11 protein-coding genes and 1 pseudogene are annotated in these 13328 nt (G+C 61.4%); 8 read left to right on the top strand and 4 right to left on the bottom strand.

Going from position 1 to position 13328, the window contains the following annotated elements:
* Positions 1–108 precede the first annotated feature (108 nt).
* Positions 109–567 carry an Hsp20/alpha crystallin family protein gene (locus BRA49_RS12500; protein ID WP_292386451.1) on the top strand — a complete coding sequence of 153 codons (459 nt, stop codon included), beginning with the start codon at positions 109–111 and terminating at the stop codon, positions 565–567.
* 30 nt (positions 568–597) lie between these two features.
* On the opposite strand, the gene BRA49_RS12495 is transcribed toward BRA49_RS12500, so the two are convergent.
* The 3 genes from BRA49_RS12495 to BRA49_RS12485 all read right to left on the bottom strand — a co-directional run bounded on the left by BRA49_RS12495 (position 598) and on the right by BRA49_RS12485 (position 4187).
* Entirely contained in the window at positions 598–1920 is a 1323-nt protein-coding gene (locus tag BRA49_RS12495) for a glycosyltransferase (RefSeq protein WP_292386450.1), read from the bottom strand.
* Between the two features lie 108 nt (positions 1921–2028).
* The gene (locus tag BRA49_RS12490) at positions 2029–2454 is read right to left on the bottom strand and encodes a response regulator (RefSeq protein WP_292386449.1); all 426 of its coding nucleotides are present in this window, start codon (positions 2452–2454) and stop codon (positions 2029–2031) included.
* Between the two features lie 2 nt (positions 2455–2456).
* Positions 2457–4187 (bottom strand): PAS domain-containing sensor histidine kinase, encoded by a 1731-nt coding sequence (locus BRA49_RS12485; RefSeq protein WP_292386448.1) that lies wholly within the window; start codon positions 4185–4187, stop codon positions 2457–2459.
* Between the two features lie 287 nt (positions 4188–4474).
* Here BRA49_RS12485 and BRA49_RS12480 point away from each other — a divergent pair, with 287 nt between their 5' ends.
* Complete coding sequence (locus BRA49_RS12480; RefSeq protein ID WP_292386446.1) at positions 4475–5155, top strand: 2,5-diamino-6-(ribosylamino)-4(3H)-pyrimidinone 5'-phosphate reductase; 681 nt, start codon at positions 4475–4477, stop codon at positions 5153–5155.
* Between the two features lie 69 nt (positions 5156–5224).
* Here the strand turns inward: BRA49_RS12480 and BRA49_RS12475 are convergent, their stop codons facing one another.
* Positions 5225–5719, bottom strand: a complete 495-nt coding sequence (locus BRA49_RS12475; RefSeq protein ID WP_292386444.1) for a hypothetical protein — start codon at positions 5717–5719, stop codon at positions 5225–5227.
* A gap of 213 nt (positions 5720–5932) precedes the next feature.
* On the opposite strand from BRA49_RS12475, the gene BRA49_RS12470 reads away from it, so the two are divergent.
* The 6 genes and pseudogenes from BRA49_RS12470 (at position 5933) to BRA49_RS12445 (ending at position 13159) form a co-directional block, all read left to right on the top strand.
* The gene (locus tag BRA49_RS12470) at positions 5933–7522 is read left to right on the top strand and encodes an FMN-binding glutamate synthase family protein (RefSeq protein WP_292386442.1); all 1590 of its coding nucleotides are present in this window, start codon (positions 5933–5935) and stop codon (positions 7520–7522) included.
* A 179-nt stretch (positions 7523–7701) separates the two neighbouring features.
* Positions 7702–8835 carry an NAD-dependent epimerase/dehydratase family protein gene (locus BRA49_RS12465; RefSeq protein WP_292386440.1) on the top strand — a complete coding sequence of 378 codons (1134 nt, stop codon included), beginning with the start codon at positions 7702–7704 and terminating at the stop codon, positions 8833–8835.
* Between the two features lie 55 nt (positions 8836–8890).
* A complete protein-coding gene (locus BRA49_RS12460; RefSeq protein ID WP_292386438.1) occupies positions 8891–9637 on the top strand; it encodes a hypothetical protein in 747 nt (248 codons plus the stop codon).
* Between the two features lie 104 nt (positions 9638–9741).
* Positions 9742–11406, top strand: coding sequence for a 2-oxoacid:acceptor oxidoreductase subunit alpha (locus BRA49_RS12455; RefSeq protein ID WP_292386436.1), 1665 nt, complete (start codon positions 9742–9744; stop codon positions 11404–11406).
* Positions 11403–12287, top strand: coding sequence for a thiamine pyrophosphate-dependent enzyme (locus BRA49_RS12450; RefSeq protein WP_292386434.1), 885 nt, complete (start codon positions 11403–11405; stop codon positions 12285–12287). Before BRA49_RS12455 ends, BRA49_RS12450 begins: the two co-directional genes overlap by 4 nt.
* 278 nt (positions 12288–12565) lie before the next feature.
* A pseudogene (locus tag BRA49_RS12445) lies at positions 12566–13159 on the top strand (SDR family oxidoreductase).
* The last annotated feature ends 169 nt before the right edge of the window (positions 13160–13328 follow it).

Below are 13328 nucleotides of genomic sequence, written 5' to 3'. Positions count from 1 at the left end.
GGTGCGCCCGTCTCCAGGATACGAAACGTTAAGTATATTGGTTCAAGAGGGGACGCCGGATGGCCGGTTGCCATCCGGTGGCTACCAGACTGCAGGAGGAGAGAAGCATTGACAGGAAGTGAAGACGAGCGTTTCGGCACCGGGCGGCGGGGGATCGATGAGACGGCGGAGAATCGGGAAGGCAGGGGCGGGAGGACCGCCCAGGACAGCGGAAGCCGCGACTCCCTCAGTTTCTCCACGGACTTCCGGGTCGATATCCTCGACCACGACGATGAGGTGATCGTTGTTGCGGAACTGCCCGGCGCGGAGGAGGACGCGATCAGGATCAACCTGCTCAACCCGCAGACCCTGCGGGTAACGGCGAGGCGTGCCGGACCGGTCGAAGAGGGGCGAGGCTACTCCATCCACGAGCGCGGGAACGGCATCCTGAGCCGGTTGATACGCCTGCCGGCGAGCGTAACGGGTGAGGGAGCCGGGACCCGGTTAAAGAACGGCGTCCTCGAGGTGCGCCTGAAGAAGATGAGGACCGGCTCCGGACCCGGGGGAAAGGAGATCCCCATCCGGTGACCTTGACGCGGGCAGCGAAGGAGCGAATCGTTACCGCGCGGGGCACGTGGACATCCGGGTCGTCACCACCTGCGGGTGGTAGCAGATGACGCTGTCCCGGGCGGTAATCCTCCCGTTGACCATCTGGTCGACGACGGCAAGGTGGTCCTGGACGCCCCGGGGAAGGAGGTAATACTCCCGCACGAACTCCCTCCCTCGCGCTCCCATCTCCTCGGCCAACTCCGGGTTCCGGAGGAGGTGGAGGACACGGTCGGCGGTCTCCTGGACCGTCGAGACCAGGTAGCCGTTCCAGCCATCGCGAATCTGGAGCGGTATGCCGCCGACGTTCCCGCCGATGACGGGCTTCCCCTTCCAGAGCCCTTCGGTCACTGTCAGTCCGAACCCCTCCTTTATGGACTTCTGGACGATCACGTCCGACGCCCGCTGGATCGCGTTGATCTCGCGGTGGCTGTCCGGCGGGAGGTCGAGGATATGGATGTCGGGATCGTCCTCGGCCGTCTCGCGGACCTCGCGCAGGACGAGGTAGCACTCCGGGTCGTCGCACGCCCGCCCGCCGACGAGGACGAGCTGGCAGGGGGTCTTCTGACGTACCCGCCGAAATGACTGGATGACACCGACCGGGTCCTTGAAGACGTCGTATCGAGAGACCTGAGTGACGATCGGCTTTGCCGGGTCGATACCGTACTTCTCAAGGGTGGCGTCGATCTCGGCCCGGGGAAGGTCACGATTCTTCTCGGATAAGGGATCGATGAACGGCGGGATGATGAAACTCGGCACATTCCAGAGAGGAAGATACTGGAAACTTGAAAATATGCTTGCGTGGTACTTCTCGACCAGCCGCCGCATGATGTTGCCGATGCTTCCCACAGTCGAGGTGGGCACCGTCTCCAGCTGGACGTGGCACCGCCAGAGCAGCCTCTTCTGCTCGCGCTCCCTCGCCGTCAGGAACTCGACGAGACCGAGGGGCTGGGGGTCGTGAACGGTCACAACATCGGAGTCGTCCTCGATCAGCCCTTCGTTCTGCCGCTGGGCCTCCCAGTAGGTCTCGACCATCGAGGGTGAAAACCCGTCCCGGCCCTGGAGGAAGTTGTGAAGCGTCTTCGTGACATCGAAGAACGCCGGTTCGGCCTCCATGACACTCCAGGTTGCCTCAAGGCCGAGCGCGTTGAGGAAAGGAACGTACGAGATCAGGATCTCCGCGACGCCACCTCCCTGGCGGGTCGAGTTGATCTCCTGCAGCCTGACGCCTGAAAGGCGATCGGCAAGAACATCGATTGCCGAAAAACGTTCTTCACCCACGATCCGTCGGTATTCCTTGAGGGAGGGACAGCCGGGAAGATCCGTAACGATCATGAGAGCAACACTATCCGGCACTACACTTCCGGCAAAAGAAATGCCTTTCGGTAGGGGCATGCAGACCCCGGAAGGGGGCCGGAAAGGAAGGTGTGAACGTAGAAGAGGTTATCCGCTTCGGATCTGTGGGGTGTAGTGAGTGTCGTCATCCGTGTGAGAAGAGGCATCATGGGGAACAGCCTTCTCCAGTGCCGCCTTCAGCTCGGCGAGCGAGATAGGTTTCTCCAGGACGCCGACGATATCATCCGCATATCGCGAATACTCCTCGGGCCAGACGTGTTTTGCGGTAAAGAGCAGGACCGGGATATCTTTGAGTTCGTCGTTCCGCTTCAACTCCTCCAGGAACTGCCATCCGTCAATGGGAGACATCATCACGTCGAGGATGATGAGCGCAGGTTTCTCTTTCTTGAGCATCCGCAGGGCGTCCCACCCGTTGTGGACCAGAAGAGGTTCGCGGTTGATCTTCCTGAGCAGCAGTTCCATTACTTCCAGCGTCGGCAGGTCATCGTCGACGACCATAATCTTCGTTCCCAAATTCAGGCCTCCTTTGGCAATCTGATCGTGAAAGTGCTCCCCTCGCCCACCGCACTCGTCACCGTTATCTCTCCTCCATGCAACTGGATATATTTCTTCGCAATCGAGAGCCTCAGGCCGATCCGACCGCCGTCACGGTTCGGTTTTTCAGGGTCCCTGATATAAAACTGCCCAAAGATCGCGTCGATAATATCCTTAGGGATACCGATGCCATTATCGCATACCATAATATAATGGTTTTCATTTGATTCGGCATAGCGGATCCATACTTCCTTTGGCAGTTGATTATATTTAACCGCATTTGATACCAGGCTCTCCACCGCAAGATAGAGCCGATCGGGATCTCCCCAGATCCGGGTAGTTTCCGGAATTTCGTTGTGGATCCCGGCATCCCGGTCATACCCGCCATCAGAGATGACAGAGCTGATGAGCTGGCGGAGGGATACGTCCTGAATGGTGAGTTCGACATGGTCCATCGTCAGCAGGCTCAACTCGACCATCCTCTCCACCACCGCCTGTTCCTGCCTCGCGCACGCAAGGCAGGTAGTAAGGAACTTCTCCGTCTCCCCCGTGAGACCATAACGCCCGGGATTCTCGACGAGCATCGCCAGGTAACCGACGAGCGGCTGCAGGGGCGTGCGCAGTTCATGGGAGAGCGTAGTGACGAGCCCCTCCCACTGGTCGATCTCGCATATCATCTGCCTGCAGGCGATCCTCTGCCGCCGTACCTCGGTGGTATCGCGCGCCGACCCTACGATGCCGACGAGGGAGCCGTCCACCCCGGCATACGGGGCAAGTGTGATGGAGAAGGTGTGCCGGGCACCTGCTATCGTGAGGTCAAGATCGTAACGGGCGTTCTTCTGCTCACGGATCACCTTGTGAACCCATTCCATATGCCGCGCGGCCAGGTCAACGGGCAGGAGTGCATCCATTCCCCGCCCGATGAGGTCATCGGAAATTATTCCGTACTCGTGGGCGCGCAACCAGGAGAAGTGCAGGATGCGGCCCGTAGCATCCTGCACGAAAAAGAGGTCGTTTGACTGCTGGATGAGTTCTTTCAGGCGCCCGTTCGACCGGATGAGGCTGTTATGCTTGTTCTGGAGGCTGCCGATATCCACAACCGTACACTCGAAGAGGTTCTCCGGGACCAGAGCCCGGCAGGAGAGGAGGACCACGCGGGCATCGCCGTTCTGCGCACGAAAGATCATCTCTGCGTTCCCGATGTACCCTTCCCGTTTCATCTCCTCGATAAACCGGGCCTTGCCGCTCTCATCCGCCCAGAATTTCTCCGCCGGGAGGCCGACGAGATCCTGCGGGGCGTAACCGAGGATATCGGCGCACCGTTCGCTGACACAGAGCAGTCGGAGGGTTTGCGGGTCGCACAGAAACTTCGCATCGCGGGTATCTCCGAGGATCTGCCTGCACCGGGAGGCGGTCAGGCGGGAGCTCCGCACGAAGAGTGTCGTGGCCGCGAAGACCCAGAAGAAGATCACCATGTGCAACCCGGTCATCACAAGGTCTATGGTAACCCCAAGGACTGATAGGTACACCTGGATAAGCACGAATCCGGCAACCAGGGTTCCGGTCACCCAGATCCCTTTTTCCGGGAACCAGAGAGCAACAAGGAGTATGGAGATACAGTAGATCAGGGGATAGATGAGGAAAGCGTTGTAATCCGGTGCAACAGCCGTCAGCATAAACGATATCGCCGAGAATGACACCACCACGATCATTCTGACAATATCCGTCCCGGTAAACAGGTCTTTTTGAAAACGGCTCAATGGGTACCAATTCCAGGACATACTGAATACGGAGAATATCCAGGAGAATGTATATATGTCATTCGAAATATCCCAATAATGAATACAATTTTTCCAGAAAAGAAGGATTGTTCTTTGGTTTTATGGGGATAGGTGCCGAACATTTCCCCGGTTCCCGAAGAGGAGGAGTGCAGGCGCCATGGCCTCACATACAGTCCGGGAGGAGAGCATATATGAGGGTCGTCGTGTAACCCTAGAATATGCGCCCGTTTGTCTTCGTCAACGTCGCCATGAGCGCCGACGGGAAGATCTCAACACGAGAGCGGCGGCAGGTGAGGATCTCCGGAGTTGAAGATTTCTCACGGGTCGACCGGATCAAGGCAGAGAGCGATGCCATTATGGTCGGCATCGGCACCGTGCTCGCCGATAATCCCTCACTCACCGTCAAGTCCCCGGACCTCCGTGCAGAGCGGAGAGCGGCCGGGAACGACGAGCATCCCATCCGGGTCGTGGTGGATAGTTCCGGAGAGATCCCCCTCACTGCAGACATCCTTCACAAAGGGACCGGAAACCGTATTGTCGCCGTCTCAGCGAGGGCACCCCGCGAAAAGGTGGAAGCCCTCCGGGAACGCGCCGCCGTCGTCATCGCCGGCGACGAGACCGTCGATCTTGTGGCCCTTCTCGAGGAACTCCACCGGCAGGGTGTCCGGCGTCTGATGGTCGAGGGAGGCGGGACCCTGATCTGGGCGCTCTTTGAGCGAGGGCTCGTCGACGAACTCCAGACGTTCGTCGGCAACATCGTCATCGGCGGGAAGGACGCCCCCACGCCGGCGGACGGCACCGGGTTTCTCCGGGAGGCGGATTTTACACGGTTACGCATCATCGAGGCCGTTCAGATCGACGACGGCCTGCTCATACGGTGGAATGTGGAGGGGCGATGAGGAAAACGAGGGGATTGCCCGGATGGTCGTGTTGCAGTCCGGCCACGTAAAAAAGGAGATCGTGAAGGGTTATGGAACCTCTACAATCTCGTCTATAACTGTGTAGGTGCCTCCTGTGATGAGAGAAACAGTTATCGCGACGCGGTTATCCCCTTTTGCATTGTGAATAATAAGTTCTTTGTTGGGAGTCGGCTCCATCGCCTCGGTGATGACCTCCCCGTTCGACTTGGTCACGTGTATGTCAATGGATTTTACGTAGTCCCACCCTTTGCCGCCGATGAACTTGATATAGAGATCGTTCGTAACCCTTGAGGGGAAGCCACCCGTAAGCTCGAACTCAACCTCTTTTCCCGGAGGCACCGTCTGTGTCGGGCCGGGCGTCAGCGAGCCCGAGGTCGTGGGCGCAGGTGTTGCCGTGACCGTCGGGGTCTGGGTCGTAGACGGCCCGGCGGGTTCGCCGGAGCCAGTGCATCCGGCGCAGAGTGAAACTGCGAGCAGAAGCACAATCAGAGCAGATAGCAACCTGAAGTTCATAATCCATTCATGGATATCAAGGTATTTCACCTTTTCGTCATCTTCATGGTACATCCGGGATACGCTGGTATCAAATACCCGGGGTTGCTGCCGGGTAGCCCGTCTGCAGGGACTTCCCCGGGCTCTTCTTGTTGCTGCTCTGGTCCGGGGGCGGTCCCTGCCGATCAGGGTTGGATGGGAGGTCGTGAGAAATATTTATATGCATAGGAAGGAAACTTCTATCCACAAAATAGAGGGCAAGCGATGAACCTACGAAGACCGAACGCTAACGAAGCGACAGGAACGACCAACCGTTCCCGTGATGTCGCGCCCATGTCAGGCATCTGCACCCGGTGTGTAGACGGGTGCAAGGGGGCCTGCGAGATCTGGCTCTCCTCCTTCCGTGGCAGAGAGGTCCTCTACCCGGGGCCGTTCGGTGAGATCACCGCCGGTGCGGACAAGAACTACCCGGTCGACTACTCGCACCTGAACATCCAGGGCTACGCGAGGGGCGCAAAGGGGATGCCGGAAGGTGTCGAGGCCAACCCCGACACCGCTCTGTTCTCGGCCGTCGATACCACGACCGAGTACGGATGGAAGAACAAGGTCCCGATGCGGGTCCCCATCTTCACCGGAGCGCTCGGTTCGACCGAGATTGCCCGTGAGAACTGGGAGCACTTCGCCATCGGGGCTGCTATTGCAGGCATCACGCTCGTCTGCGGGGAGAACGTCTGCGGGGTCGACCCCGGACTGGTCCTCGACCACAACGGCAAGGTCAGCAAGTCGCCCGAGATGGACCGCCGGATCGAGACCTACCGGAACTTCAAGGACCGGTACGGCGAACTCCTGGTGCAGCTGAATGTGGAGGACACGCGGCTTGGAACCGCGGAGTATGTCTCCGCAAAGCACAACCTCGAGACGATCGAGTTGAAATGGGGGCAGGGTGCAAAGTGCATCGGCGGCGAGATCAAGGTCGGCAGCATCGAGCGGGCGAACCAGCTCAACGATCGCGGCTACATCGTCCACCCGAACCCCCGGGCCGCCGAGGTCCAGGCATCCTTCAAGGACGGCGCGTTGAAGGAGTTCGAGCGGCACTCCCGCCTCGGTTTCGTCAGCCGGGAAGGGTTCCTCGAGGAAGTCGACCGGCTCCACGACATCGGATTCAAGCGCATCACCCTCAAGACCGGCGCCTACTCGGCCGTCGAACTCGCGATGGCGCTCCGTTACGGAGCCGAGGCGAAGATCGACCTCCTCACCATCGACGGCGCACCCGGCGGCACGGGGATGAGCCCCTGGCCGATGATGAACGAGTGGGGCATCCCGACCTTCTACATCGAGTCCCTCGCCTACCAGTTCGCCGAGCGGCTGAAGGCACGGGGCATCCGCGTCCCGGACCTCGCCATCGCCGGAGGGTTTGCCGACGAGGCCAACGTCTTCAAAGGGCTCGCTATGGGCAGCCCTTACGTCAGGGCGGTCTGCATGGGCCGTGCCCTCATGATCCCCGGCATGGTCGGAAAGAACATCGAGAAGTGGCTTGCAGCCGGCGAACTCCCGAAGACCGTCTCGAAGTACGGCCGCACCAGAGAAGAGATCTTCGTCTGCTACGAGCAGCTCAAGGAGAGATATCCCGGTCGTATCGATGAGATCCCGCTCGGAGCAGTCGGAATCTACACCTACGCCCAGAAGTTCAGGACCGGGCTCCAGCAGATCATGGCCGGGACCCGGAACTTCAGCCTCAAGACGGTCGCCCGGAACGACCTGATGGCGCTGACCGAAGAGGCAGAGGCGATCTCCGGCATCCCGTACGTCATGCGGGCCTACCGCGACGCTGCCGAGTCGATCCTCGACTCCTGAACGCGAAAAGAATGTGGGTGGGGAGGAGCCTGCCCCACCACCTCTCACAGCCGCACGTGATGAGACCCGTGGAGCAGGCCGCAGGGCGGGAAAAATCCGGAATCTCTCATTTTATTTTTTATCCATCATTCGCGATAATATTTAATGCGAAGACTGCCATCAAGTGTGCCTGATACATCATGCATACGGATACCAGTCCGACCCTCCTCATCACCGGGGGGGCAGGATTCATCGGGTCGCATCTCGCTACGGAACTGCTGCAGCATGGCTATCACGTCCGCATCCTCGATAACCTGTCACCACAGGTCCATGGTCCGGAACGGCACCGGCCCGGCCATCTCGACCGGCGTGCGGAGGTCTTTGTAGGTGATATCCGGGACCCGCACAGCGTCCAGGAAACTCTCGATGGCGTCGATGCCGTCATCCACCTCGCAGCAGTCGTCGGGGAGCGGCCGAGCATGTACCGGATCGAGAAGTATATGAGCGTCAACACCACCGGGACCGCCGTCCTCCTTGAGGCCCTGCTGGACCACCCGATCGAGCGGCTCGTCGTCGCCTCAAGCTCCGCCGTCTACGGCGAAGGCTTATACTGCTCGTACAACGGCACCACCTACCCGAAGATCCGGCGCTCCCTCCACCAGGCGGTACGGGGTGACTGGGAGCCCCGGAGCCCCGACGGGGAGGTGATCTACCCCCTCCCGACACCCGAGACGAAGGAGGTTTCGCCGCTCTCGGTCTATGCCATCTCCAAGTACGACCAGGAGGAGATGTGCAGGATGATCGGGGAGGCATACGGCATCCCGACGACGATCCTCCGGCTCTTCAATGTCTACGGCCCGCACCAGAGGTATGCCAACCCATACTCCGGCATGCTGACCGAGTACGCGTCTCGCCTGCTCCAGGACCTCCCGGTGCGCCTCTTCGAGGACGGCTACCAGCAGCGCGACTTCGTGAGTGTCTACGACGTGGCGCGCGCTTTCCGCCTGGCCCTGGAGTCGCCCGGTGCTGCCGGGGGAACGTTCAACATCGGGAGCGGCCGCCCCTACACGTTCCGGACCGCCGCCACCCTCCTTGCGACGATAACCCGGCGGCAGCACCTTGCGCCCGAGGTAACGGAGACCGGCCGCGTTGGCGATATCCGCCACTGCATCGCGGATATCAGTCGCGCCTGGGAAGTCCTCGGCTATACCCCACAGGTCCCGCTCGAGGCAGGACTGCTCGAACTCGCCGCCTGGGTCGAGACGGAGATCGCACGGCGGCAGCCGGTCGCTTCGCCCATCAACGTCCCGGCATCGTCACGTCTCCGTGTCTGAAGGGCGTCGGGGCCCAACCTTTATTTTCCCCGCCGGACGTACCATCCTTAAACGTATGCCTCTCAATCTCCGGTCCTGGGAAGTGCGGCTCGGGATAATCCTGGTGGCCTCATCGGTGGCCATCTACACCGTCAAGTATCTCATTCTCGGCGATCCGGAGAATACCTACAACTATATCTTCAACGCGCTCGGCTTTCTGCCGATCAACGTCCTCCTGGTAACCCTCATCTTAAACCAGCTTCTGAGCATCCGGGCGAAGCGCGAGAGGCTTGAGAAACTGAATATGGTCATCGGCACCTTCTTCTCGGAGGCCGGCACCTGGCTGCTCACCTTCATATCGGACCGCGACCCGGACCTGCCCCGGCTCCGGCAGGAACTCGTCGTGACGGAGGCCTGGACGCCGGAGAAGTTCTCCGCGGTGCAGGACAGTCTCCGGGGCCACTGCTGCACCGTCGCTCCCGATACCGCAGACCTCGAGGAGCTCTGCCGGTACCTCAAAGGGCGGCGGGACTTCCTCCTGCGGCTGCTCGAGAACCCCGTCCTCATGGAGCACGAATCGTTCACCAACCTCCTTAGAGCGGTCTTCCACCTGACCGAGGAACTCGAACGCCGGGGAGATTTTGCCGGGCTCCCGGAGAGCGATCTACGGCACCTTGCCAGGGACGTCGAACGGGTATACGGCCTGCTCATCAGGGAGTGGCTCGCCTACATGGAGTATCTCCAGAAGAACTACCCCTACCTCTTCTCGCTCGAGATGCGGAGCAATCCCTTCGACGAGACAGCGTCGCCGATTGTCCACTAAGCGTGCCGGAGGACGTCAGAGGGTTTGCGGCGGCCGTTGACTCCCCCCACCGCTCTTCCCGGTAACACAACCTATATACCGGCAGGCGGGCAACGGCACGCCTGATGACCATGGGCGAATACTCCGTGCTGATCGGCGGGAAGGCCGGCGAGGGTATCAATACGGCAGGCCTCTCGATTGCCGCCCTCTTCTCCCGCCTCGGCTACCGCACCTACATGTACTTCGATTATCCTTCCCTTATCCGGGGCGGGCACAACTTCGCGATCATCCGGGCCGCGGGCAGATCGATAGGGGCGCACCGCACCCCGGTCGACGTCCTCCTCGCCTTCGACCAGAACAGCATCGATAACCACCGGCAGAGGATCCACGATGGGACGACCGTCATTTACGACGCCTCCCAGGTCACGAGGGGCGACGGTTACGGCCTCCCGCTCGATGCGATCCTCAAGGAGGAGAAGGCGCCCCCGATCACCGGGAACTCCGCGATGCTCGGGGCGCTTGCGCGGGTCGCGGGGATCGGCCGGGAGGTTCTCGAGGACGTTCTCCGCGAGAGCGTCCCCGCAAAGCACCTGGATGCCAACCTCCGGGTCGCCGGACGGGGCTACGACGCCGTGGATCATGTCTTCTCCGTCGAGCCGCTCGGCGCTCCGGCACTCCCGGTCCTGACGGGGAACGAGGTCACCGGGCTCGGGCTCGTTCACGGCGGGCTTGAGTCCTACGTCGCCTACCCGATGACCCCGACCTCGAACATCCTTCACTACCTCGCCAACCATGCAGAAGACCTCTCGATCAAGGTCCTCCACCCCGAAAACGAGATCAGCGTCATCATGATGGCCCTCGGCCTCGCCTATGCCGGCGAGAAGGCCGCGGTCGGGACCTCGGGCGGCGGGTTTTGCCTGATGACAGAAGGCCTCTCCCTTGCCGGGATGGCGGAACTCCCGGTGACGATCGTGATGGGGCAGCGTCCGGGGCCGAGCACCGGCCTCCCCACCTACACCTCCCAGACCGAACTCCACTTCGTCCTGAACGCAGGGCAGGGGGAGTTCCCCCGGCTTGTCGTCGCACCCGGCGATCTCGACGAGACGTATGCCTGGTCGGCGACGGCGCTGATGCTCTCATGGAAGTACCAGGTCCCCTCGATCATCCTGACCGACAAGACCCTCGCGGAAGGGGCCTACTCCTTCGATATCAACGCCGTCACCCCGCACCCGGACCGGGAGCCCGTGCTCTGGGAGGGCGAGGGCGAGTACCGGCGGTATGCCCGGACCGAAGACGGGGTATCGCCGCTTGCCTTCCCCGGCCGGGAAGGCGCCGTCGTCAAGGTGAACAGTTACGCCCACGACGAGGCCGGGTTCACTACGGAGGAGGTCGAGGAAACCATACGGCTGCGCGAGAAGATGCTTGCGAAGGGCGAGAGCCTGAGCCGGGAACTTACCGCCTACCCGACCGTGAGAACCTACGGTGAACGGAACGCCGGGAAGACGATCGTCTGCTGGGGCTCGGAGAAGTGGGCCTGCATCGAGGCTGCCGCGAAGTTTGGGGCACGGGTCGTCCAGCCTCTCGTGCTTGCGCCGTTCCCCGTCCGTGCCTTCAAGGAGGCGATGATCGGCGCCGGGAGGGTCGCCTGCGTCGAGAACAACGCCACGGGACAGCTTGCCCGCCTCCTCCGGCAGCACGGATTCGACCCGGGACGATCGGTCCTGAAGTACGACGGGCGGCCGTTCGCGGTCGATGAACTGAAAGCCCGCCTTGCGGAGGTCTTCGCATGACCCCGACCAGCCCCCCCGGCCGGCCGGCCGGCAGCCTCATCAGCCCGGCACAGAACACCTGGTGCCCCGGCTGCGGCAACTTCTCGATCCAGCATATGATGAAGTCGGCGATCGCGGAGCTCTCGGCTGAGGAGGGGATACCACTCGATAACTTCGTCATCCTCGGCGGGATCGGGTGCCACGGGAAACTAGCCGATTACCTGAACGTCAACAGTTTCTACGGCATCCACGGCCGTTCGGTCCCGGCGGCGACGGGAGTACGCATGGGAAACCCGGATCTGCGGGTCATCTGCCACGTCGGGGACGGGGACATCTACGCCGAGGGCCTCGATCACCTCATCTTCGCGGCAAAACGGAACAGCGACATCACCGTCATCGTCCACGACAACCGGGTCTACGGACTGACGACGGGGCAGTACACACCGACGTCCCCTACCGGATTTAAAGGCCGCTCCACTCCCGGCGGGATCACCGAGCACCCGATCAACCCGCTCGAGGTGATGCTCGCTTCCGGGGCCACACATATCGCCCGGGGCTACACGAAGAAGGTCCGGCACTTAAAAGACCTCTTCAAGGAGGCGATCATGCACCGGGGGTTCTCGTTCGTCGACGTCCTCCAGATCTGCGCGACTTACTTCAACCTGACCGACTACTACAACGCTCACGCCTACGAGCTCGCGGAGGGCGACGTCGAGACGGGCAGGTTCGAGAGCGCTTTAGGAAAGATCAGGGAGTGGGACTACGACCGGGATGCGCCGACCGCGCTCGGGACGTTCTACTCGGTCAAGAGGCCCATCTACGAAGAGCATTTCCAGGCGCTCACCGCCGGGAGGCCCGACCGGAGAGCGCTCGTCCGGAAAATCCTCGAGGAGCGGCGGTGAAGTCCCGGCCGCGATCTTCATTACCCGCCCGGATCACTGGCCCCCGGGGGACGGGCGGCCCTGCCCGGACCACCAGGAGGCGAGATGAGACGATTGGAAGGAAAGAACGTCCTCGTTACCGGCGGCTCGACCGGCATCGGCCGGGCGACGGCGATCAGGTTCGCGGAAGCAGGCGCAAACGTCGCCATCAACTACATGCAAGCGAGACGGAAGCAGAGATCACGCTTGAGGAGGCCCGGGATGCCTGCAGCCTCATCCGCGAGAAGGGCTGTCGGGAGATGCTGGTCCAGGGGGACGTCGCCAGCGAAGAAGACGTCAAACGCATCTTCGCCGAGGTCCTCACGGCGTGGGGGAGGCTTGATATCCTGGTCAACAACGCAGGCATCCAGACTGCAAGCCCGACTCACGAGATGACTGCGGATGCTTACGACCGGGTCCTCGCGGTGAACCTCCGGGGTGCGTTCTTCTGCGCCCGGGAAGCGGTTCGGCACTTCCTCGACCGTGGTGGCGGGGGCGTAATCCTCAACAACACCTCCGTTCACGAAGCCGTTCCGAAACCGCTCTATGCCACTTACGCCGCGAGCAAGGCAGGGCTCGGGGCTCTCGGGAGGACACTTGCACTCGAGTACTCCAGTGAGGGCATCCGGGTCAACGCGGTCGCGCCCGGCGCGATCGCCACCCCGATCAACCGGGAGTGAGCGGAGGACCCGGAAAAGAAGACGGAAGTGGAGGGACATATTCCGATGGGCCGCGCAGGGGAGCCAGAAGAGATCGCAGCGGTCTTTGCCTTTCTCGTGTCCGAAGAGGCCGCCTATAACGGCGGGCTCACCCTCTATCCCGACTTCAGAACACCCTGGTCGTCAGGGAGCTGAGGCACCGGAGAAACCTTCCGGGGAACCCTGCCGGCGAATACCCCCGATCCCTTCGGGGCCATGACCGACGGGACCACGGGGAGGTTCTCGATTTAATCAAACACATTAATATAATTCTATTTTTATACAATAAGTCCAGAAAACTGATGCCCGCGCGAGGTCCCCCACG

The sequence above is a fragment of the Methanoculleus sp. UBA430 genome, from assembly GCF_002506585.1.
Lineage (GTDB): Archaea > Halobacteriota > Methanomicrobia > Methanomicrobiales > Methanoculleaceae > Methanoculleus.
Note: the sequence above shows the minus strand (reverse complement) of the source record. Positions and strands in the feature narration are given on the sequence as shown.